A 22633-nucleotide genomic window follows, 5' to 3' on the forward strand; every position below is an offset into this window, starting at 1 on the left:
GCGGGGCTTACCAGCTGACGTCGGACGATATTTTTCGTCATGCGGCCCAACCATTCTGAACGAATGATGGCTATCGATCGGTCGTTCAGAGCCGCAGGGCAGCGTTAAGGCGCGCGCGTGGCAGCCGTTTCCGCCCTCGACCCATTCAAGCCGTTCAGCACCCGATTTTCGCTTCCCAGCTGCGGACGTTCGTCTGTGGATGGCTCCCGCGTTGCAAGTGAAAAGTGATGATCTAACGTTCCGTCGGGTGCAGTCGTCTGTCCGGCCTGTTGATGCAGTCGGTGTAGACTGCTGGCCCTGATGGTGTCCGCGAACAAGGTCCTATCGGCTTTACAGGCTACTACGCCTAGGAACGTCCTTGGGTTGTCCTTGCTCCCGGTCCGACCGGTTTTGCCATCACATCCTTCGCTCTCACAACCTCGTGAAGCTGATCTCCTCAGCTAAGCTCTTGGTCCTATGCTGCCGCCAGCATTGGCGCATGCCCGCGTTCGAAGACGCCGCCGCGCGCCATGACCGCCCATGCGATCCGCGCCATCTTGTTGGCGATGGCGACCGAGGCGACGCGCGCGGGCTTTCTGGCAAGCAGAGCGACAAAGCGCGGATCGACCGTGCCAGGCTTCTCCTTGGCGTATCGGACCAGCGCGGTGGCGCCGATGACCAGAAGCTGGCGCAGATATCTGTCGCCCATCTTCGTAATGCGCCCCAAGCGTTCCTTGCCGCCACTCGAACTTTGCCGCGGGGTTAGCCCGAGCCAAGCGGCGAACTGGCGTCCTGACGAGAACTGGCTTGGATCGGTGACCGACGCGGCGAGCGCTGTTGCGCCGATCGGCCCGATACCGGGAATCGTCGCCAGGCGCCGGGCCCGCTCGTCGCTCCGCTGCAAAGCGGCGAGCCGCAGATCGAGCTTGCGCAACTGGGCGTGGAGCTGGAGCAGTTGCCCTGCGAGCATGGCAACGACGTTGGTCGCCTCGATTGGCAGATCGATCTTTGACTCGCCGTCGACGATCTCCCGCGCCACCTGCAGCGCCTTTACGATCCCGACTGGGATGGCGGTCCCCAGCTCGGCGAGCACGCTGCGCATCATGTTGACCAGCTGCGTGCGCTGTTTAATCAGCAGCTGGCGCACGCGGTGCAGCGACAACGCTGCCTGCTGCTCGCGCGACTTGACGGGCACGAACCGCATCGTCTGACGTGTGACCGCTTCGCATATCGCCTCGGCGTCGGCGGCATCGTTCTTACCGCGCTTCACATACGGCTTCACGTAAGCCGCCGGCATCAGCCGCACCTCATGACCCAGCTTCGTCAGTTCGCGTGCCCAGTGATGCGACGTCCCGCAGGCTTCGGCGCCGACAAGGCACGGCGGCAGCTTCTCGAAGAACGGCAACATCTGTGATCGCCGCAGCGCTTTGCGAATGACGACCTCTCCGGTCGCGCTGATACCGTGAACCTGAAAAACGTTCTTGGCCAAATCGAGGCCGATCGTGCTAATCTCCATGACGGGTGGCTCCTTCTCGGGTTTGCATGACAGCAACCCATCTTGGCACTTAGATGCCGTGAGCGGGAGCCATCCACATGGGGTAATCGCGGGAAGCGAGTCGCCCCGAAGCAACCGTGACATTGGAAGCTGGTGGCTGTTCCCCGATAAGATGAAAATACGGGCTCACGACCTAACGCCGGGCCCAAGCATCTGATGGAGAACAGCCATGGAAGAGTATATCGGGCTCGACGTGTCGATGAAAGAGACAGCCGTTTCTGTGCGGCGTGGTGGAAAGCGCATTTGGCGCGGAAAGTGCCTGTCAGATCCGAAGATTATTGCAGACCTGATACGCAAGCGTGCCCCATCAGCGGGTCGGATCGTCTTCGAAACTGGACCGCTTGCGGTGTGGTTCTATCATGCGCTGAGCGCAGAAGGGCTGCCGGCGATATGTATCGACGCGCGTCACGCCAAAGCGGCACTCGACATGGCGGCGAACAAGACCGACGCAAATGACGCGGATGGCCTGGCGCACTTGGCGGAGGTCGGCTTCTTCCGGGAAGTGCGCGTAAAGGGGTTCGATAGCATGTTGGCTCGCACGCTGGTGGCCGCCCGCACCCGGCTTGTCCATATTGCAACAGAGCTTTCAAACCAGATCCGGGGATTAATGAAGACATTCGGTCTGCTCGTACCTGCGGGCAAAGGGAGTAAGTTCGAGGAGAATGTCCGAAGCCTCCTCCTCGATCAAAGAGAGCTCGCCGCTATCATTCTACCGGTTTTGGAAGCCTGGCGTAGCATCCGCATCAGAGCAGCCGAGCTCGGGAGGCAGCTTGTTACCGGCGCACGCGAGAGCGAAGCGTGCCAAATCCTCATGTCCGTCCCAGGCGTTGGGGCGATCACTGCAACATCGTTTGCGACGGCGATCGAAGATCCAAACAATTTCAAGAAATCCAGCTCCGTGGGTGCATGGCTCGGGCTAACGACCCGTCGCTACCAGTCCGGTGAGGTAGACTATGGTGGCCACATCTCCCGGCGCGGCGACCATCACTTGCGCGGTCTTCTATACGAAGCGGCGACAGTTATCCTCACCCGTTCCTCAGCCGAAAGCGACCTTCGAACGTGGGGCCTTAAGCTCAGAGAAAGGGTCGGGTTCAAGCGCGCAGCCGTTGCCGTGGCGCGAAAGCTTGCGGTCCTAATGCATGCAATGCTGAAGTCCGGAGAGATGTTCAACCGATCGGCTGTTACCGCATAGAATAAGCATAGCGTTCGGTCCGAACGCATCGATACGTCCCTGCCGGGACGTGGGCAGAGTCATTCCGTCAGATGAGGTGCACAGCTGAATGCCAGCACAGTGCGTCATCCACATTGGAAGGCTCGATCCGCGAAGCCCCATCATGTGGCGGTCCGTGCCGACCACGAAGACGACCCTGCACCCGGCATACGATCAGTAAGAAAGGACTTGCGCTAATGCCCGCGATTAGACGACCTCATCCGCTTTTCCGGCAGTTCGCGACCAAAGCCGGCAACACCGTGAAAAGCTTCGTAGAATCCAACCTGAGTCTTTCATCGACTTGCAATTCATCGCCGAGCTCTGTCATAGCGGTGCTGGGGGTATTAGTGTCAAACGCAGACAATCAAGATCGCTCGATCAGCTTGCTTATGCCGCAGAATTTGGCAAAACTGCTTGGATGGGCCAATAGCCATGTCCGAAAGTTCGCTGAAAACGCAGCACACCAGAAGCTGGACGGGTGGGACGGGTCCTTTGGCAAGGATAGGAGCTACGCCGCTCTTGCTGGTCTGCTCGCCCTTCCGGGCGGTCGTGATGCTGCCGAAGCGATATGCCATAGGGCAAAAATCAAATGTGTAGCGGGCGCCATTGCAACACGAGCCAAGCAGATAATTTTCAGCTTCCGTGGTGGTGCAGAGCCGCCCGCCCGCGAGCAGTGGCCGCGCCTCCTAGCTGAAGCAGGTGCTCCGACGGAAGCCGCATGGGTGATTTGGTGGGATTACGGCCCCAACCCCAACGGAACGGAGTTTGATTGGCTTTCCGATCACCCTGCCGTGTCTGCGCTTCTTGAAAGTCTGGTCCAGCCTGTTCGCGAACCGACCTTCTCGGAAGTGGATGGCGACACCTCGCTCGAGATCGAGCCACGACTCGACACGCTCCAAGCAGTCCGAAATGATATATTGGCATGGATCGAAAGCATCGACATAGATGCCTCTGATCTCGCATTGAGGTTGCGCCAGGCAGCCGAGCGCCTCGATCAGGTTGCATCGCGGACTGCCGAAGCGTATCGACTCAAAGAACGTCGGCAGCAAATGAGGGCGGAGCTCCTGCAATTCCAGCAAGAGGTCGTGGCTGCGGATGGCAGCAGCGCGGCCCCTGTCGCGGCGAGGCTGTCGCAATTCATGGCAGATGGCGCAGGTTGGTCGCTGACAGCAGCCGATGATATTCTCGCGCGCAAAAAAGAATATCTAGAAGCGGCTTCTATTTGGCGCGACGCCATGGATCAGCTGTCTGAAACCCACGATTATAAAGGCGTAAGTGCCGCATATGACGCGGAGGAGCAGCTTGCGAAGGCCTTCATCGAACGTCTCGGTGACCTGTCCGCGGATGTTTTCGTTGAAGATTCACAGCAGCCGGCCGATCAATCGGAACCGGCGCCGGTTGCAGAGGATGCTCTCCAGCAATTCCCGATCGATAACCTCCTCCCTCAAGAGGATGATATCGGGACCGCACAGACAGACGATGTCGTGGCCGACGATAGTCCTGGAGAGCACGAAGGTGATGCTGTCGAACCTGACGATAGCGCGACCCACGACGCCATCCAGGAGAGCGATCTTCTTGAAGACGGTGACGATGCAGCAGAGGATATCGCTGCACGGCGGCAGCTATCTCTACAAGCATCGGCAACGGCCCTCGGCGAAGGACGCTACGGGCTGGCAGCTCACGTTGCCGTTGTAACCGAGTCCGAAGGCGTACATCCTGAATTTGGGTTCAGCAGCGCATTGATGGCGGCACTGACAGCGGGATTGACGGTCGGCGCACCTGGGCGGTTGCGAAGCATTGAGCAATTTTTAGTTGCCCGCCCGAGGGTCGAGGAGCAGCTGGCCGACGACCTCGATCCGGCGATCCGGCTGATGGCATTTGCCGCCGGCCTGCGGCCTTCGCTGTTCGCGATCTCGTCCGGCGCCGACCAGATATTGCGCAACATGTCGGGACTTCAAAGTATAGTTCCCGCTGTGTATGGCTTGGCAACCTTTGCAGCGAATAACGTCAGAAGCGGCGATATCATCCCGGCAGAGCTTGCTCTGGTCGGTAACAAAATTGCTCCGCGGGGCGAGCTTGAAGCCCTCCGGCAAGATACTGAGCGCTTCCTCACGATCGCGCACAGACGAACCATCAAATTTCAACCCGCGACAGCGATATGGGTGAACGTACTACGTAGCGGACCGGTCTATGATGCCCTCAACGCGATCATCGCAGACGCGGCCGATGCCGCGAAGTTGGTCGGTGAGGCGCTTGATACCACCTTGGCGGATATCGATCGGTTCATCACCGATCGTGATCGAGACGCTCTGGGAGGACGAAAGCGCGAACCTCTGACGGCAAAGCCACGCGCGACCCTGCGCGACTGGCTGGAGGATGTCGCAAATCGGCTCCAAAATTGGCGAAGGCTTCATGAAGCGTTGCAGAGATCGCCTCAGGATCGCTATAAGGTAGAACATCGCGAAGAATTGAAGACGCGCTTGGAAGCCGCCTCGGCTGAGCTCGACGACGTGGACGCGCATGGCAATCCGGCACTGGCTTTTGCCCGAGACGCAGCTTTGGTGGCGACTTGCGGCGTACTAGCACTGTTCGAAGGCGTGGGTCGGTCGCAGCTCCTTACGGCAGAAGACGAACTCCTCCTCTTCGAACCGCCCGTCACCATAGATGATGTCGAGCACTGGACCGATCAGGATAGGTCACGGTTTTACGCGGCAGCCAAAGATGTCGCATCGGGCAATCCCGATTTCGAAGCAGCCTTTAAGATCGCGCTGCAAAATGGCCGCTTCGAGCGAGTTGAATTGCTGCGCGACCGGATTCTCGCTCAGGACCCTGCACGCGATGAGGCGCTGGAGCGGATTATTCGAGGGGAATGGGATAGGCAGCTCACCCGAGCCCGTTCACGCCTTGGAAAGGCGCGCAGCCGACTCAACGATCTCCTCGGCGCTGACGATCGCCAGATTTTAAGTCGTGACCTGAGCCCGAGCCTTGATGAGCTTGAGTTTCAAATTGCCCAGAATGCAGGGCCGATCGATCTGGCGGAATGGTCTTCTGCGCTCGACGCAATCGATGCTGAGCTAGAAAGCGGTTTTCAATCGCTTCTTGGCCCATTGCTGTACGAGATCGATACGCTCGAAAGAGCCGGCCAGAATGTCTCTGACCTCCGGAAAATGGTCGAGCTCCGGGATCTCGGAACCCTGAGTGAGCATGTCGAGGCATATAAGCACGGCGCGACCCCGCCTCCTGTCGCCACCGATCTTCTCGATGGCTTCAATGCGTATCTGCAGTCGCCGAACAAGCGCATTGACCTGCCGTCGCTAGAACGGGCGATCGATATTCGCGGGACAGTGGATGGATCTGATTTCGCTCGATGGGAAGAAGCCGAGATCGATACAGCCAAGGCTTTGCTGAAGGCTTGGCGCGAGCTCAAGGAAAATGACGGTAATCATTCGCCTCCTCAGCTGCGATCGCTCTTCCAGGCCCTGTTAGCGACGAGCCCGATCGACGTAATCCTAAACAAGAATCCCGACGTACCCGGACACTATCAGTTGAGGACGCCCGTTTTCACAACGCGTGAAGAGTGCGTCGTTCCAGCGTTCGGCAGCGAGGCGAAGGGTCGATATGAAATCGTCCTGATCGATCGCCGCAACATTGGCTCCGGCGTCGAACTCGCCACGCTGAAAGGAAAGCTGAGCGCGCCGACATTCTTCGTCGTGCGGGGCGCAATGCCTGGCGTCGCCCGACGGGCGTTCATGCAGCGCGTGCGATCCGCCGGCGCCAATCCCGCGTGCGGTCTGATCGACGAAGCGACAATTCTGTTTCTCGCGATGCGCAGAGGATGGCAGCGATCCGACGCCTTCGGGCTCTCGTTCGCCTGCGGCGTGGTTCAACCATATTCTGACACGCCTCAGAAGACCTCTCCGGAAATGTTCTTCGGTCGAAGCGACGAGCTTCGAGAGCTCTGGGACCCGAACGGGTCCTGTCTGGTGTACGGCGGTCGGCAACTGGGTAAGACCGCGCTGCTCCGGCAAATCGAGCTTCGTCACGACCGGGCAAATCAGATTGTCGAATATGGTGACGACGAGGTCGAGGAGTTCACGCGGCAAGGCCTTCCGGGGTTTTGGCGGTGGATCGGCAATCGAGCGGAGGCTCGCGGAATACCGATGCCGAGCAAACGCATCGCTGCCGAAGTTCAGCAGGCGATACGGGAATGGCTCGCCGGGGATGTAACCCGGCGCCTTATCTTCCTAATCGACGAGTCCGATAAGTTTCTGAGCTCGGAGCTGCGCTCGAACTTCAAAATGCTTCTTCAGCTGCGTGAGTTGATGCGTGTCACTGATCGGCGGTGCAAATTCATCTTCGCGGGTTTGCATGACGTGCAACGGCTCGCGCGCACCCCCAACTCGCCCCTATTGCATTTCGGCACACCCATTCGCGTCGGTCCATTGATGGGAAAGGATCTGTTCGAAGCCCGCAACATGGTCGAGCAGCCGATGGCTGCCGCGGGGTACGCATTCGGGTCGAACGTCGAAGAGGGACGCGCGTTAATGGGCCGAGCGCTGTCCGAGGTTGGATATTATCCTTCATTGATGCAGACCTTCGGGATGGTGCTTGTCAACCGGATGAACTCCCGCGCAGTTTCGACCATCGTTGGCGACCCGCCGGCGCTGCCGATCCGCATAAGCGGCGAAGAGCTTAATGCCGCGCTTGATGACAGTGCCTTCCGGAACAATGTGCGCGACAAGTTCGATAAGACGCTCGATCTCGATCCCCGATATCGCCTGATTGCCTATCTGGTGCTGGTCGGAACCCAGAAGACTGCCAGTCGCGATGACATGCGCCCTGGTATGTCGATCGCCGAAATTCAGAAGGATGCAATGTTCTGGTGGCCGCAGGGATTTGTCGAAGACAGCTCAAACTCGGCGTTCGAGGGCTTACTGAAAGAAATGGAAGGACTTGGTGTTCTTGTCGGGCTCGCCGATGGCCGCTATGCTATCCGATCTGCTCGAATTGGCGCGATGCTGGGTTCCGTCACCGAGGTGGAAGACCGAATTCAGGAGTTGGCGGATCAACCCTACGAAGTGGTTGAGGATACGGGCAGCCTACGGCGAGCGTTGGGTAAAGCGCCTTCGCCTCTCACATTCCGCCAAGAGGCCGTGCTCATGGAGGCTCGAGGCACGCCTCCAGTGACCGTCGCCTTGACCTCCGTGGCTTTGGGTCTGAACCTACTGCCTGAAGCGATCGAGGAATTGACGCGGACCGATGAGGAATTGCTCGTCGTCCCCATAAGCGCCGTCGACACGGTACCAAAGCTGGAACGGGCCATTACGACTGTGGCAGCGCGGACGAAGGAAGCGGGTCGCCAAAAAGGATTGTTGATCGCATCGGGGCCATGGCTGGGCAAGGAAGCAGTGGCGGCGTCGCTGGAGCATCCGGAGGTAAGGCGCGCAAGTCGGCTGTCCAACCGAGGCAAGGAGCAAGGCGTCAGGGTAATTCTGGTTCCGAGCATGATTGACTGGCGAGAACTGGCCGAGGAGGATCAAGGTGACAGGCTTTGGGGAGCCATGCTTGTCTCACTGTCTCCGCTGCATGATACGAGCCTTCGCGAATGGCTGGAGCGTAGAACCGGAAGTCGGACTATCCATCCCGGAGCAATCGAGAAATTGCGTGTGGCGACAGGCGGTTTCCCGGAGGTCCTCGCCGCCCTTGGCGGTGGCAATGCCGAGCAGATTGTCGCGGCTGCGGAGGTCGCGCGCGCCAAAATGTTTGCGACCCCCGAAAAGGCCCTCGTAAATATTGGTCTTGGCGCAGGATGGCTGCTTCAGATCGCCGAATTCATCTTAAACGTATGTAACGGATCGATCGCAGTCGGCGATCAGGAATCGGTGATCGAATTGATGAAGGACGCCGGGCTGAGGGATGTCGGCTATGGGTTGAATGTGCTGGGGCGTCTTGGCCTCCTCGAACGCACGATAGATCGCGATCTCCTTTCGGGATGGAGGCTCAATCCCCTCGTAGCGCAGTTGTTTGCTAGTTGGTCGTCGAATTGAACCGGCACCATGATTTCTGGCGGCTATCCGGTGGCAAGCGCTTCGTTGAGACGGTGCGTGCCGGCTCGCGTGAGCGGCGATCGATACTCATCCATGAGCCATTCGATCCTCGGCCGCTCGCAGCTGCGATCGGCGACCTTACCCGTGACCAGGGATTGGATGGCCTCTGCGAGATCGACGGCTCGCAACCGTCGGCTTCCCTGTGCCATCACCTGCAGAGCAAGTTTGACCCCATCGCATCGACGATCGACGGCTTCGCATTCGGCCTCAATTACGCCGTAATATTGGCTTGGAACGTAGCAGCGACCTCGGTCTTGCTCGAAGAGCTTTCGAGTTTCGCAAGAAGCTGTGCGGTCCGCGGCGAAATGTCCGCGCCGGTAGTCATCATCGTGTCGAGGATACCGATCGACCATTGTACGCAGCCAGTCTGGGAAAAGTTGGAAGCCAGAGGTATTTTGGGGCCGCACGATGGGGTCGGTTTCGCCGCTGGCGCAGGACGGGGCATCCAGACCTTCGAGCATCGCTTGAAAACGAGCGTCGCGGTCGAAGTAGGGGCTTGGGATCTCGATATTATCGAGCGTATCCTGTCGATGTCGACCCATCGGGCCACACGGCCTGACGCGCACCTCGACGCTTGGTCCGATCCAAGGGCGGATGCTTGGCGCGACGACCGGCCCAGTTGGACCGCGGGCAGTCTTGATGAATGGGGAGGTGAGGCATGCGTCCACCCACTCTATCTTGCGGTAAACAAGCCAGCGCTACTCACCAAGCGGGTCTGGCGGGGCCAAGTTGCGGTATTGTTCCCTTGGCTCGAAGAGTTTCGTCAGACGGTCATCAGGACGTACCGCAGGCAATTGCGGCCCGACGATCTGTCCTACGGCGGCGACGTTGAATCTTTGGATTGGGGACCGGTGTGCTGGCAACTCGGGCGGGCGGGCGTAGATCGCTCGGCACTCGACGCCATCCATGCAGGACGAAAGATAAGAAATGATCTGGCCCATGGCCGTCCAGTCGATTGGTCGGCAGTTCAGAGCTTCGAGGCCGACATAAACAAGGTCGGTCTCTTGCGTTGAGCAAAGGTGCGATTCCCAGCCGCGCACAATGTTTATCGAGGCGCTGATGCAATCCAAGCGAAGAGGGGGGATGCCCCTCCGGTGTCAAAGCGTCCAATCAGCTTGCTCCAGCGCTTGCTTGGTTTCAGCACCATTCCGAAGTACGATATGCTGAGTGCGTGCTTCTTTATTTTCTGGCGAATCATTTAGACCAAGACGTTTGAGTACGTAGAATAACATCGCATAACGAACTTCGATGCTTTTCGTACCATCTGTGTCCATGCTGTAATCTTTGATGACCATCGCTTGCTGCTGCGGGCTCAGGTCAGGGTGCGGAGCAATGATGATCGCGAATTTTTCGTGCCAGAACCGATCCAGTTTACCGTTTTGACCAGGCTCGCCGAAATCGCGGGTCTCAAAGATGCGGGGGATCAGGAAATCCTTGTACAGTCCTGACTGATGGCAAAATGCGCGGACATGCCATCGGAAACCGTCGTACCCCATCGCATGGGGCGTAATACGCCGCCACACTGGAGTTGGACGCTCCTTGCCCATTGATTGGTAGAAGATGTCCAGCGACCGTTCTTCACGGATCGCTCGTAGGACGGTGTGGAGGCATTCCTCGTTGACTTCGCGTGTCGGACTTACAACGACGTCGATCTCCGGCGGCTTGCCGATCCAGCTTTCACCAGACTCGAGAAGTCCCTCACCCAGAGACCGCAGACGGCGCAGATAGTCCGTCGAGCCGGCCTTTAAAAACACGGGCTTGCAGCCTTCCGCCGCGACATAGCGCTTGGAGACCTTATCGTAGGTCGCGTTCTCGGGCGCCATCTCCTGATACAACGTCAGGTCCTTGGAAGCCTGTGGCTCGGACACGTTGAACATCTTCATGATGTCCGAACGTCGGATGCCATCCTCCCAGAGCAATCGGAATTCGATGAACTCGAGGCGGCGTTCGACACCCCATTTGATCTTCGACAGCTCTTCGGACATAAAACCTCACATGGGCGCAAAAAGTACGTGGACATAGTTTTGATGCCCATGTAGAAACTACTCGTATCGGCGAATCATGTCAATCGCATCTCCCCAAGAACCGCGATTCTGGGGCCCGGCCGCGCTTTGCCTTGAACGAACGATAACTCGATAACGTTTCACAAGGACTCTCCCAATGCCTCTCAGCAACACCCAGTTGCGCTATTACGATAGCAACGTGCTGCGGCTTCCCGCGGACAAGCGCACCGAATATCATCAGCAGGTCGATCGCCTGATCGAGAACCTGCGCAAGAACGTCCGTGATAAGACGAAGATTAAGATCACGAAGGTGGTGAAGGCTGGCTCGTTTGCCAAATACACCATCCTTCGCAAGTCCGCTGACAGCCCGGTCGACGTTGACGTTGTCTTTTATGTCAGCGGCAAGGACGCCGGTTCTGAAACGGGCGAGAGCCTGAGCAAGCAGATTTACGATCTGCTTCTTGATCAGTACCCCAACAAGTCGGTCGAGGACTTCACGATCCAGCGTAAGGCTGCGACCGTGCAGTTCGTGAAGAGCGGCCTCAACGTCGACATCGTCCCGGTCGTCCAGGATGAGAGCCGTGAGGATTATGGCTGGCAGTTCGATGTTCAGGACGGCACCAAGGTTCAGACCTGCGCCCCTTGTCAGATCAAGTTCGTCAAGGACCGTAAGGACAAGGACAGCGATTACCGGACGTTGGTTCGCCTGGCTAAGAAGTGGCGCAACCACACGGAGCTCAAGCCGCTGAAGTCCTTTGCCATTGAGTTGATCATGGCCTACCTTCTCGACAAGCAGGGGAAGGGCGGGAGCATCGAAGAGCGGTTCCGCCAGTTCCTGCTCTACATCGCGCAGTCCGGCCTGAAGGATGTGATCTCGTTCCCTGAGAACAGTGTCATCCGACCGACCTTCAACGACTCGGTCGTCATTCTCGACCCGGTGTGCAGCTCGAACAATGTGGCTAGCCGTATCACCGAGGACGAGCGCAAGCAGATCGTTGCCGCCGCTCACGATGCTTGGGAGACCGTCCACTTCGCGTCGACCGAGGATGACGTTTCGGTCTGGAAGGAAGTGTTCGGCCGCTCTTTCAAAACGGAGGCTTCGTGATGAACACGATGACGCGCACGGCTTCGGCCTCCCACACGACCACCGACGTCGAAAAGGTAGTTCTGCGCCTGAAGGCCGATTTTCGCATGATGGCTGAGAGCACTGGCGCTTGGTCCCTCGAAGAAGCTGATCGGTACGCTTACGACGTCGAGCAGCTCGCCAAGAAGGGCTATCTCGCCTGGGTGGATGTGACCCACCTTCACGGCACCACCGAGCTTCAGGCGGTCAAATACCATGTCGATACCGACGCGGGTAACCTGACCAGCAGCAGGCCGGGCGGCGTGCGCTGGGATAAGGTTTCTGGTGCTTGGCTCCGGGTCGTCCTGCGGTACACGGCGGATTACGACGCTGACGCCAAGGACGCCATGAAGAGCAAGCTCAAGGTCCCCTGGAGCCCCACGACCGACGATACTAACCACGCCTCCCTGAGCGGGGGTGATGGTCGCAACTACACCAGCAACAGCTTCGGGCTGCAGCGGAAGGATTGGAAAAAGTGAGCAAGCCCTCTATTTTCGACAGCGAGACGGTCGTCCCTGATGCCACGCTGGCGCGGCGGGAGGCTACGCTTCTCGGTTTCGAAGCGCGTTACGCGCGTGTCCATGACCAGATGCGCTTGCTGTTGAGCGGCGACAAGTTGCAGACGTGGAGCCGTCAGTTCCATGGCGAGCTGTTGGCTATCTGCGACCGGGTCTCGGACCAGTACCCGTTGGTCATTTTTCACGGCGACGTCGGCACGGGTAAGACGGCGATGGCGGAAACCATCGCTAACAAGCTCATGACCGAGGCGAGAGTGGAGGACAGTGTGCTGTTCCGGCTCTCGAACCGCGTGCGTGGGACTGGCATGGTGGGTGAAATGGGCACTTTGCTCACTGAAGCCTTCCGCCAGGTGATCGATGCTGCGGGCAAGAGCCGCCGCGCGGTCCTGGTTATCGACGAGGGCGATAGCCTTGCTGCGTCCCGTACTCAGGATCACAGCCACCATGAAGACAAGGTCGCGGTAAACACCTTGATTCAGGCGATCGATGATCTGCGCCGCTTCAATGGCCGCATCGCGGTCATCTTGTGCACGAACCGGCTGAGCGCCCTCGATCCGGCGCTGCGCCGGCGTGCGGCGGTGGTCGAGAAGTTCGAGCGTCCCACCGATCAGGAGCGTGAGCAGCTTCTCCAGATGGACTTGCAGGGGTTGAACCTCAACAGGTCGCAGCTCAGCGAGCTTGTTTCAGCCAGCGGGCCGCGCAAGGATGAGCCGGGCTGGACGTTCTCTGATTTCCGTACGCGTTTTTACCCGGCCGCAGTCGCGCGTGCTTTCCCGAACGGCCCGCTGACGTTTGATCATCTGAAGTCGGCGGCGCTGACCATCAGCGGCTCCAGTGTGATGGAGGACAAGTGATGCACAGGTCTCCTCTTTTTGGTCGTCGGATCCATATCTCCGGCAGCATCGACAAAGACCCGGCGGTGGCGAAGGCCACCGACGTGGAAGCAAGCCGAGAGTTTGTCGCTGCGCTTGTGAAGCGTCTGGGCAAGCTCGGCGCCAACTTCGTGGTGCCGGTTGACGGTGAGCCTCATCGGGAGGTGGACGGTCTGCCGATCTGCTTCGACTGGCTCATCTGGGAATCGATCCGTGATGCCCATACTCAGCGGCCTTCCGGGATTCCTGGGCCGATGGCTGTCGCCGTCCAGCATCACAAGACCAAGGATCAGATCCCGCCGGAGTATGTCGACCTTTGGGACGAGCTGTGCGCCGGATCGATGGTTCGTCTGGAGAACGCTTCGCACTGGAACATGGCGGCTAAGCGTATGGAAGCCCAGGCGCGCAACGGTGACATCTTGATCACGTTGGGCGGGACTGACGGGGTGCTGTATCTTGCCAACCTTTACCACGAGGTTGGGCGCCCGGTCGTTCCGCTCTGTCTTCCTCTGGTTGGTCATTCCGAGGGTAGCCGTCGCCTGTTCGACTTTGGGATGACTGGCGACAACAGCAGCCGACTTTTCCGAATCGCTGATGGGGGAAGTTCGCATGATGCGATGAACCGTATTTGGTGGGCGGAGCGAGACAGTCTTCAGAAGCGCGTCGACAGTTTGGTTGACTTGCTGGAAGCCTTGGAGAGGCCCCGGGCGTTCGGCGTGCGCCTGCTTGCCCCCAACGACCCTGACTTCGAAGACGTGCAGAATTTTTTCGATACGGTGGTCGAGCCGGTCATGACGGAAGAGCTGGGCTTTCAGTACGCGGTGATCGACGGCGTGCAGGGCTATGGCCACGCTCGTATCGATCAGGACATTTTCGAAAAGCTGCACCGCAGCAGTTTCGTGATCGCCGACACCACTGGCTCTCGCCCGAACTGCTATCTCGAGTTGGGGTATGCGCTCGGTCGTCGCATCCCGACCATGGTCACCGCTCGTGAGAATTCGGAAACGCCGTTTGACCTGAAGACCTACTCGGCTCACCACTGGAAGACTGGTGGCACGGTGAAGGAAAAGCAGCGCGCTTTCCTTGAGCACTGGACGGCTATCCAGAACCGTCCGCCGCTGGTCGATGCTGGAGGACTTATCCTGTGAGCGATGCAAAGACCGAGGTGTTCATCTCGATCGACGTCGAGACGGCTGGCCCGATCCCTGGTGAGTATAGCATGCTCACCTTGGGGGCCTGCTTGGCGTATCAGCCCGGCACCGCCTTCTCTTGCGAGATCAAGCCGACCAGCAACAAGTTCGTGCCGGCCGCCCTTGAGGTGTCCGGCTTGTCGCTGGAACGACTGCAGGAAACCGGCCTTACCCCGCAAGATGCCATGAGCCAGTTCGCAGCATGGATTGGCGAAGTCTGTGGCCCTGATGGCCAGCCGGTCTTCGTCGGTCTGAACGCGCCCTTCGATTGGGCGTTCGTGAACTACTATTTCCATAAGTTCACCGGCGCCAATCCGTTCGGTTTCACCGCTTTGGACATCAAGGCGCTATATATGGGCAAGACCGGCTGTTCGTGGGGCAATACGCGCTCCAGCCGCATCACAGAGCGCGTGTCTCCGACAACTGAAGGCGATCATGACGCATTGCATGATGCTTTGTTTCAGGCTGAACTGTTCCGACTGGTCATGGCTTTGGCGTAACGGACGAGATTGTAGACGGTGATTAGCCTCTAGCTTTCTTAACGCCTTCTGCTTTCAAGATCTGCTGTCGTTCGAATTGCGCGGTGGGGTGGCCGCGCAGCGACCGTCGCCTAATTCAGGGCGGTCGTCGGAAAAGCCGACAGACCGGAAATTCCCAAGGCAGGTCATCGCGCTGAGGTCGCGCAACTGATGAGCCAACGTCGGCTTTCTTGGGGTGGTTACCCCGAAGCCGACCGTCGCGAAAGTCCCACTCCTTGCCGTAAACCCGGCTGTCTTTTTTTTAGCCGATCAAACTCCCCGCCTGAAAATCAACATCAAGAAATCAACGTTTTCTCAGGCGCCATCCCCTCCCCCGCGATACTTCATGACCATCTGCGCAGCCAGTCTGAAATGCCGACAGACGCGCTCCTCGCTCATACGGAATATCCGGGCCACCTCCAACACACTCATCTTGCGTTCCACCACCAGAATCAAAATGCCACGTGTGAGCGGCTCCATCTGAGCGACCGCCCTTTTGATCCCCATATCCCGCGCCTCATGCGCGTCAGGACGCTGGGCAGCATCGGCCCGAGCGCTTCTCTCCAGAAAGCGCTCGATACGCCCAGCGCAGATTGCATCTGGAACCCTGTCGCGCATTCGCGCCACGAACCGCACCAGACATTCACTCACGATATGATGATGCGTCATTTGCGGCCGCTCCCTTCTGGATTTCAACAAGCCTTCCGGCCGCCGCTTTCCCACCCCCTCCCCTCCCTGCCGTTGAAATGCCGCCCGCGGTCGTCAGTGATCAAAACCATGATCACACCTCTTCCAAAGCGGCTTCGAGAACTCCTGACACGAAGACGGACATGCACGGACATGCGGCAGCGATCGCAGCCCGAAGGGCCGGGATCGGCGCAGCCGAGCCCGGTCGGTGCGGCGGCACGCCGCTCCGGCAAGAGCGCGGTGCCCGCGCAGCGGGCAGCCGCCCATCCCTTCCCTTCCCACCCCAGCTTCCCAAAAACGTCACAAAGTCCGTTCTTTAGGGTTGCGCTCTTCCATCAATCCGGCACATTGGGTTCACTTCCGCTGAAAGCGCGGAAGTGGGGCGTCGAAACTCCTTGGAAACCAGCTCGGTCACAGTTTCACTGGGGCCGGGTGGCATGCGCGCATGTCCAGCCGGCAACGGTAAAGGCGCATGCGCCTGCGGTTTCCACAGGTTTCGAACATCCGGCTTTGGCCGTCGCCCCGAGAGGACATAGGTGCGACAATGAGCCAGAGCAGAAGCGAGGATCGCCTGCGCGATCCTATCAGGCAAAATGATTCCGGCAGCGAACCGTTTCGCTTCCCGGAATTCTACCGAAGGGAGAAGCCCCGCCTCATGCGCTTCTTCACGCGCCAGCTCGGCAATCCGGCCGATGCCGACGAGCTTTCCCAGGAGACCTTCACCCGCTTCGTGCGCGCGGCGCCCGTCCAGGCCCTCGCCAGCCCGCAGGCCTATCTCACCCGCATCGCGACCAATTTGCTGCGCGATTTCATCGAACGCAGCTCAACCCTTCTTTCCAGACGCTCTAGCCTGATCGACGACGAACTAGACCTCATCGCGCCTTGCGATACGCACCGCGAGCTACAGGCACGGCAGGATCTTTCGCGCTGGACGCTGATCCTCAACCAGCTCCAGCCCGAAACCCTCGACATCTTCCTGCGCAACCGCGTCGAGGGACAAACCTATGTCGAGATTGCGCAAGAGCTTGGCGTCCCCCTCTGGGTGGTCCAGAAACAGATGCTCAAGGCCATGAAGCATGTGGTCGCCCATCGCGAGGCGAATGATGACTGACAGCAGCGCTGCTCAGGCAGAGCGGGACTGGCAGGAGGCCATGGAATGGGCGATGACCATCCTTGGCGATCCGAAGTCCATACCCGACCCACTGGCTCTCGACAGGCTTGGCCCACATCAGGCCGCCTTTTCCGCCTGGGCGGTGGACGATCCAGCACGCGCGGCGCGCTATGTCGGCATCGTTCAGGACATGCTGGAGGCTGGCGACGATGCGGCCCGGGACGGCCTGCGATCACGCAAGCCCCAGCCTCAGATGCAGCATCGGATGTCCCGATCACCCGCGCTACTTGCCGCCTCGCTCGCGCTGCTTCTCCTCACCGCCGCAGGCATCTGGTGGCGATCGGGGGACACATCCCCCTCGCTGATCGCGCAAAGCGAAGCCCGCACGCCCATCGAAACAAGGATCGGCGAGGTCCGGACCGAACGCCTTGAGGATGGCACATCCGTCCTCCTCGACACTGACACGCTGCTGCTTGTCACTATGACCGCCACGCAGCGCCGCGTCGAGGTGAAGCGCGGCCGCGCACGGTTCACCGTCGCCCAAGACGCCCGTCGCCCCTTCGTCGTCCATGGCGCCGGAACGGATGTCACAACCAAAAGCGGCAGTTTCGACGTGACCGTCCGTGAGGGGCTCCGCCTCAACCCGGTCGACACGCTGCTGGACCTATCCTTTGCTCGCGCGCTTGCCGACGGGCAGGCCAGAAGGCTTCAGCTGCGGCCTGGGCAACTCCTCACCCTCAAGGCTGGACAAGGCGCTCAGATCTCTGTCATTTCTGCCCCTCGTTCCGAGCAGCAGTGGGTGACCGGCGTAAAGAGCTTTGACAATGTCCCGATCAGTGATGTCATCGCAGAAGCCAACAGCTACAGCGAAACCAAGATCGAGCTGGCGACACCGGCGCTTGGCCCTCGCGAGATTTTCGCCGACATCGATATTCGTGACATCGAACGGGTCGCGCACGCCATCAGCGCCTTCCTCGACGTTGACATCGATCGATCTCATCCCGGCAAGCTGATCCTCTGCGCAAAGAAATAATATGTGCGACCAGCTTTAGAATAACGAGCCGCCGTCTCTCTCATTGAACCCCATAAAGGGGCAATGAAAGACAGGGGCAAATAATGGGCATCATGAAGATCGCGCTGTTGAGCAGCGCTGCACTATGTATGGGCGCTGTTACTGGGCAAGCGCATGCGCAGGAACCCGTCAGGACCTATGATCTTCCTGCGCAGGACCTTGCCACAGCGTTGCGCACGATCGCACGCGGCAGTGATTACCAACTCGTCGCCGATGCCAAAAGCCTCAAGGGCGCGCGCGCCCCCTCCCTCGCCGGCGCCTACACGGTCGAAGAAGCCGTGGCCGCCCTCCTCGCGCCGTCAGGCCTTACCGCCGAAATCAGGGATCGCACCATCACCCTGCGGGGGCGAGACGCGCCGTCGCGCGAGGAGGTAACCGGCGCGACGGACATCCAGCTCTCAGTCACTGGCTCGCGCATTCGCGGCGCAAAGCCAACGTCACCGGTCATCTCAGCATCACGCGAGAAAATCACCGAACTGGGTCATAGCGATCTTGGTTCATTCGCACGCAGCATCCCGCAAAATTACAATGGGGGGCAAAACCCCGGCGTGGTCTCCGGCAGCCAGAACGGCTCTGAAAACGTCACCTCCTCGTCCGCGCTCAATCTACGCGGGCTTGGCCCGGACGCCACGCTCACATTGCTCAACGGTCATCGCGTCGCTTATGACGCGGCCAGCCAAGGGATAGATATTTCGGCCATTCCCCTTGCCGCTGTCGAACGGATCGAGGTCGTCGCAGACGGCGCCTCGGCACTGTATGGCTCCGACGCGGTTGGTGGCGTGGCCAATATCATTTTGCGCCGCGACTTTGACGGACTGGAGACAAGCGTCAGACTGGGCGGCGCGACCGAAGGCGGCGCCTTCCAGCAGCAATATACCGCAGTGTCGGGCCGCCGGTGGAGTGGCGGCGGCTTCATGATTGCAGGCGACTTCAACAAGGCGACCGGCATCTCGGCCGGGCAGCGATCCTACACACGCGGGTCGGTGAACCCTGAACTGACCATTCTCCCGCCGAGCAGGCAGTGGAGCGCCGTTCTTGCGGGTCATCAGGCGTTGGGCGACGTCATGGAATTCAGCATAGATGCCCATTATAACCGGCACAAATCCAGCTTCTCGCTCCCCAACGGCAGCGGCACCAATCTCGCGTCCGGCGCTACCGCCACACCCGACGTCCGTAGCTGGTCGGTCAGCCCATCGCTCACCTTCCACCTGCCAGCCGACTGGGACGTGACCGCCCGTGCGACGCGCGCCATCAGCGACAGCGGTATCGCGGTTGAGGTCTTCTCTGCTGGCAGTCGCCTGTTCGTGAACGATGTCCGTTACAAGAATGATCTCTGGTCTGCCGAGTTCAGCGCAGAAGGCCCCCTCTTCTCGCTGCCCGGAGGCGATGCCCGTGCCGCGCTCGGCGGCGGCCTGCGGTCCAACGGCCTTCGCGCATTGGTTCAGCGGACGACCCCCACGGCATTCCTTACAATCCAGAATTACAGGGACTCGCAGACCGCGACTTTCGCCTTTGGCGAGCTGTTCCTGCCGCTCGTTGGTGGCGAGAGTGCCATGCCTCTCATTCATTCCCTGCAAATCACCGGTGCTGTCCGCTACGAACGCTACGAACGGATAGGAAGCCTTGCAACACCAAAGCTCGGCCTTTCCTACCAGCCAGTTCCCGACCTGACGCTCAAGGGTGCATGGGGGAAGTCCTTCAAGGCCCCCACGCTCAGCCAGATCAACGTCGCACCACAGGCGACGCTCTATGCGCCAACCCGCTATCTTCCCGCGCCTCCCACCAATGAAAATGTGCTGCAAATCAGCGGTGGCAGGCAGCCGCTCGAACCGGAGAAGGCAACGACTTTCACTTTGTCCGCTGAACTGCGACCAAATGCCATTCCAGGCCTGAAGGTCGAAGCCAGCTTTTTCGACGTCAAGTATAAGAACCGCGTCACAAACCCGATCGCATCCAGCTCGCAGGCGTTCAGAACGGAATATGCCGACCTTCTCATTCTCAATCCGACCCTGGAACAGGTGTTGGCAGCCACGTCCAACCTGCTGCTCCCCGTCCAGAATATGTCAGGTACTGCCTATGATCCAGCCAACCTCGCCGCAATCATCTACACCGGATATCAGAATGTGGCGCGTCAGCATATCAAGGGTGTGGATGGCTCGATCGCCTATGCCTTCTCCGAGGGAGGCAACCAGTTCAACATCGAGGCAAGCGCCAGCTATCTTGAGAGCGACCAGCAATTGAGCGCTGGGCAGCCCGTGTTTGAACAAGCCGGCAACATTTTCCGACCGCCTCATTGGCGTGGAACCGCAAGCGCCAGTTGGAAGCGCGGCGCAACAACGCTTGCGCTCGGCTATAATTACCTTGGCGGCACGAACGACACGCGTGCCACCACGAGCTACAAGGTCAAAGCGTTCCACTCGGTTGATGCCACTATCAGGTGGCAGCCCGAGGGCAGTGGCATCTGGGCGGGCTGGTCCTTCCTCATCGCGAGCCAGAACCTCTTAAACAGGAAGCCCTCCCTGATCCGCACGACCAGCGTCGCCCTGCCCAATTTCGACGCGACCAATTATCCTGCAATCGGGCGTACCGTCAGCCTCACCGTTTCCAAGGCCTGGTAATGCTCATTTCCCTCGCAATGAGCCTTGTTGGCGCAGGTACGGCCGCCCTGCCGGCCGTACCTGCGGATCGCGATTGCGCAAAAATCCTTCAACGCCGCGAGCCCGAAGCGACAGCGCGCCCGATCGAGGCAACGGACCTCATCGAGACGCTCGACATCGGGTCGAACGGTGGGATGGAGGAAGATCCCGTTTTCACCCTCTCCCCCGATCAGTCCCGATTTGCAGTCGCCGTGCGCCGCGCCAACACGGCGGCCAACAGCTATTGTACCGGCATTTACATCGCCAGCGCTGACGGGGAGGCGTCGCTCATAGATGCGGGCCCCGGCGCCGCGTTCTGGCGGTACGACAATTTCTTTAACACGCACGGCTTTCCGTCAGGCGTTGCCAAGGTCATTACGCCCCGCTGGTCTCCGGACGGGACGCAGCTCGCATTCCTCAAGCTGCTCAATGGCCGACTGCAACTATGGATCTGGGATGATCAACGGCATAGCCGACCTGCTGTCGCACCAGACGATGATATTGTCGATTTCCGCTTTAGCCCGGACGGTAAGAGCCTCATCTTTCAAAAGCGGGACGACGCCAAAGGACAAGCCGAACTGAACCGAGAAGCCTTGCGTGGCTACCACCTTGATGACCGCTTCTTTCCCTTTGCTTCAACCGCACCATTTCCTCGTGGTCCGGCCGCCTACGGCGTTCATACCGTCAATCTGCTTGATGGCACGGTCAAGGCGGCGACCCAGCAGGAGGCGGCATTCCTAGCGCGCACCACCCCTGCTACCGGGAGCGGCACGCGGACGGCAGATGTCAAACCAGACGCCAATGGCATCAGCAGGGTTCGAACGGCCGTTGGAACCCGAGAAATGATATGCGGCAATGAAAACTGCGCCGACATCGATGGACAGCCATGGATCACGCCAACTGGCCGGATCCGCTATGTTCGCCGTGAAGGCTGGGCACGCAGCATGAGCGCGATCTATGAATGGAAAGGCGGCGAGGATAAGCCTGTCCGTCTGTTTGCAACGCCGGATATTCTCATGGGGTGTGCCGCAATAGGCAACGACATCGCATGTGCGAGAGAAGCCTCGAGCCGTCCCCGGTTTATCGACCGGATCAATCCGGCCAAGGGCACGAGCCAGAGCATTTTCGATCCCAACCCTTCCTATCGATCTCTCAGGCTTGGCCGAGTTGAGCGGCTGCAATGGACAAATGCCATGGGTGTCGAGGGCTTCGGCGATCTCGTTTACCCTCCCAATTTCATACGCGGCCGTCGTTATCCGTTGATCGTGACGCAATATGCGACCCGAGGCTTCCTGCGTGGCGGCACGGGCGACGAGTTTCCCCTCCAAACATTTGCCAACGCCGGGTATCTGGTCCTGAGCATTGAGCGACCGCGATCTCCGTTCCCGGTAGCGGGTCTGAAACCGCTCGAATGGCAGAGGCGCGACAATGAGGATTTTGTCACAAGACGCAGCATATTATCGTTTATCGAGACCAAGGTTGCCGAGCTGATAGCGGTAGGCCTAGTAGATCCCGACAAGGTTGGTATCACCGGCCTCAGCGACGGGTCGACGACAACGCAATTTGCCGCCTTGCACAGCAAGATGTTCAAGGCTGCCTCAATCAGTGGCTGCTGTTGGGAACCCTCACAAACCTGGCTGTTGGGCGCGGCCATTCAGGAGCAGCATGAACGCGTGGGCTGGCCGGCTTCGCCGGACACGGGCTCGGCCATATGGTCTGAGATCTCCTACTCCCGCAATGCCGAGCGCGTTGCGTTTCCCATTCTCATTCAGTCTGCTGATGCCGAGCTCATTCCTGCTCTCGAAGCCGTCTATGCGCTGCGCTCTGCAAACAAGCCGGTCGACGTCTTCGTGTTTCCGGACGAGGAACATATCAAACGACAGCCAGCCCATCGGCTTAGCGTCTATCGGCGCAATCTGCGGTGGTTCGACTTCTGGCTTCTCGACAAAATGCCTGCCGATGGCGTGGAGCGGGAGGAAAGCCTCCGCTGGGCGGAAATGAAAAAAGCATGGAATAGGGAGCCGTGAGGCTTGAAACTCTTCCGCCCAATAT

Annotated in this window: 15 protein-coding genes; 12 read left to right on the plus strand and 3 right to left on the minus strand. The window is 59.5% G+C overall.

The window, feature by feature from the left end; genetic code table 11:
• Positions 1-454: 454 nt before the first annotated feature.
• On the minus strand, positions 455-1495 hold the full coding sequence (locus tag BMY84_RS18025; RefSeq protein ID WP_093085484.1) for an IS110 family transposase: 1041 nt from the start codon (positions 1493-1495) through the stop codon (positions 455-457).
• Positions 1496-1703: 208 nt separating this feature from the next.
• On the opposite strand from BMY84_RS18025, the gene BMY84_RS18030 reads away from it, so the two are divergent.
• The 3 genes from BMY84_RS18030 to BMY84_RS18040 all read left to right on the plus strand — a co-directional run bounded on the left by BMY84_RS18030 (position 1704) and on the right by BMY84_RS18040 (position 9864).
• The gene (locus tag BMY84_RS18030) at positions 1704-2726 is read left to right on the plus strand and encodes an IS110 family transposase (protein WP_093085485.1); all 1023 of its coding nucleotides are present in this window, start codon (positions 1704-1706) and stop codon (positions 2724-2726) included.
• Between the two features lie 215 nt (positions 2727-2941).
• Complete coding sequence (locus BMY84_RS18035; protein WP_177204068.1) at positions 2942-8791, plus strand: ATP-binding protein; 5850 nt, start codon at positions 2942-2944, stop codon at positions 8789-8791.
• Positions 8776-9864 carry a hypothetical protein gene (locus BMY84_RS18040; protein ID WP_093085487.1) on the plus strand — a complete coding sequence of 363 codons (1089 nt, stop codon included), beginning with the start codon at positions 8776-8778 and terminating at the stop codon, positions 9862-9864. The genes BMY84_RS18035 and BMY84_RS18040 overlap by 16 nt, the downstream gene beginning before the upstream one ends.
• 84 nt (positions 9865-9948) lie before the next feature.
• On the opposite strand, the gene BMY84_RS18045 is transcribed toward BMY84_RS18040, so the two are convergent.
• Positions 9949-10836: a WYL domain-containing transcriptional regulator gene (locus tag BMY84_RS18045; RefSeq protein WP_093085488.1), complete on the minus strand. Its 888-nt coding sequence runs from the start codon at positions 10834-10836 to the stop codon at positions 9949-9951.
• Between the two features lie 175 nt (positions 10837-11011).
• Between BMY84_RS18045 and BMY84_RS18050 the strand changes: the two genes are divergently transcribed.
• From BMY84_RS18050 to BMY84_RS18070, 5 genes are read left to right on the plus strand one after another with little or no spacing between them, the layout of a single operon-like run.
• Positions 11012-11959, plus strand: a complete 948-nt coding sequence (locus BMY84_RS18050; RefSeq protein WP_093085489.1) for a CBASS oligonucleotide cyclase — start codon at positions 11012-11014, stop codon at positions 11957-11959.
• Positions 11959-12456, plus strand: a complete 498-nt coding sequence (locus tag BMY84_RS18055; protein ID WP_093085639.1) for an HORMA-1 domain-containing protein — start codon at positions 11959-11961, stop codon at positions 12454-12456. Before BMY84_RS18050 ends, BMY84_RS18055 begins: the two co-directional genes overlap by 1 nt.
• Positions 12453-13349 carry an AAA family ATPase gene (locus BMY84_RS18060; protein WP_093085490.1) on the plus strand — a complete coding sequence of 299 codons (897 nt, stop codon included), beginning with the start codon at positions 12453-12455 and terminating at the stop codon, positions 13347-13349. The genes BMY84_RS18055 and BMY84_RS18060 overlap by 4 nt, the downstream gene beginning before the upstream one ends.
• The gene (locus tag BMY84_RS18065) at positions 13349-14515 is read left to right on the plus strand and encodes a hypothetical protein (protein ID WP_093085491.1); all 1167 of its coding nucleotides are present in this window, start codon (positions 13349-13351) and stop codon (positions 14513-14515) included. Before BMY84_RS18060 ends, BMY84_RS18065 begins: the two co-directional genes overlap by 1 nt.
• Before the next feature lie 17 nt (positions 14516-14532).
• Positions 14533-15057: a 3'-5' exonuclease gene (locus BMY84_RS18070; protein WP_256215300.1), complete on the plus strand. Its 525-nt coding sequence runs from the start codon at positions 14533-14535 to the stop codon at positions 15055-15057.
• A 333-nt stretch (positions 15058-15390) separates the two neighbouring features.
• On the opposite strand, the gene BMY84_RS18075 is transcribed toward BMY84_RS18070, so the two are convergent.
• Positions 15391-15744: a hypothetical protein gene (locus tag BMY84_RS18075; protein WP_218146979.1), complete on the minus strand. Its 354-nt coding sequence runs from the start codon at positions 15742-15744 to the stop codon at positions 15391-15393.
• Positions 15745-16306: 562 nt separating this feature from the next.
• On the opposite strand from BMY84_RS18075, the gene BMY84_RS18080 reads away from it, so the two are divergent.
• The 4 genes from BMY84_RS18080 (at position 16307) to BMY84_RS18095 (ending at position 22608) form a co-directional block, all read left to right on the plus strand.
• Positions 16307-16873: an RNA polymerase sigma factor gene (locus tag BMY84_RS18080; RefSeq protein WP_093085493.1), complete on the plus strand. Its 567-nt coding sequence runs from the start codon at positions 16307-16309 to the stop codon at positions 16871-16873.
• Positions 16866-17906, plus strand: a complete 1041-nt coding sequence (locus BMY84_RS18085; RefSeq protein ID WP_256215301.1) for a FecR family protein — start codon at positions 16866-16868, stop codon at positions 17904-17906. The genes BMY84_RS18080 and BMY84_RS18085 overlap by 8 nt, the downstream gene beginning before the upstream one ends.
• Positions 17907-17989: 83 nt before the next feature.
• A complete protein-coding gene (locus BMY84_RS18090) occupies positions 17990-20563 on the plus strand; it encodes a TonB-dependent receptor domain-containing protein (RefSeq protein ID WP_093085496.1) in 2574 nt (857 codons plus the stop codon).
• A complete protein-coding gene (locus tag BMY84_RS18095; protein ID WP_093085498.1) occupies positions 20563-22608 on the plus strand; it encodes an Atxe2 family lasso peptide isopeptidase in 2046 nt (681 codons plus the stop codon). The genes BMY84_RS18090 and BMY84_RS18095 overlap by 1 nt, the downstream gene beginning before the upstream one ends.
• Positions 22609-22633: the final 25 nt, after the last annotated feature.

The organism is Sphingobium sp. AP50 (assembly GCF_900109095.1).
Lineage (GTDB): Bacteria > Pseudomonadota > Alphaproteobacteria > Sphingomonadales > Sphingomonadaceae > Sphingobium.

What these genes read in the sequence shown, in the direction of transcription:
- BMY84_RS18025 (WP_093085484.1), bottom strand. Translation starts at nt 1,495, where the DNA reads ATGGAGATTAGCACGATCGGCCTCGATTTGGCCAAGAACGTTTTTCAG.
- BMY84_RS18030 (WP_093085485.1), top strand. Translation starts at nt 1,704, where the DNA reads ATGGAAGAGTATATCGGGCTCGACGTGTCGATGAAAGAGACAGCCGTT.
- BMY84_RS18035 (WP_177204068.1), top strand. Translation starts at nt 2,942, where the DNA reads ATGCCCGCGATTAGACGACCTCATCCGCTTTTCCGGCAGTTCGCGACC.
- BMY84_RS18045 (WP_093085488.1), bottom strand. Translation starts at nt 10,836, where the DNA reads ATGTCCGAAGAGCTGTCGAAGATCAAATGGGGTGTCGAACGCCGCCTC.
- BMY84_RS18050 (WP_093085489.1), top strand. Translation starts at nt 11,012, where the DNA reads ATGCCTCTCAGCAACACCCAGTTGCGCTATTACGATAGCAACGTGCTG.
- BMY84_RS18055 (WP_093085639.1), top strand. Translation starts at nt 11,959, where the DNA reads ATGAACACGATGACGCGCACGGCTTCGGCCTCCCACACGACCACCGAC.
- BMY84_RS18065 (WP_093085491.1), top strand. Translation starts at nt 13,349, where the DNA reads ATGCACAGGTCTCCTCTTTTTGGTCGTCGGATCCATATCTCCGGCAGC.
- BMY84_RS18075 (WP_218146979.1), bottom strand. Translation starts at nt 15,744, where the DNA reads ATGACGCATCATCATATCGTGAGTGAATGTCTGGTGCGGTTCGTGGCG.
- BMY84_RS18080 (WP_093085493.1), top strand. Translation starts at nt 16,307, where the DNA reads ATGAGCCAGAGCAGAAGCGAGGATCGCCTGCGCGATCCTATCAGGCAA.
- BMY84_RS18085 (WP_256215301.1), top strand. Translation starts at nt 16,866, where the DNA reads ATGACTGACAGCAGCGCTGCTCAGGCAGAGCGGGACTGGCAGGAGGCC.
- BMY84_RS18090 (WP_093085496.1), top strand. Translation starts at nt 17,990, where the DNA reads ATGGGCATCATGAAGATCGCGCTGTTGAGCAGCGCTGCACTATGTATG.
- BMY84_RS18095 (WP_093085498.1), top strand. Translation starts at nt 20,563, where the DNA reads ATGCTCATTTCCCTCGCAATGAGCCTTGTTGGCGCAGGTACGGCCGCC.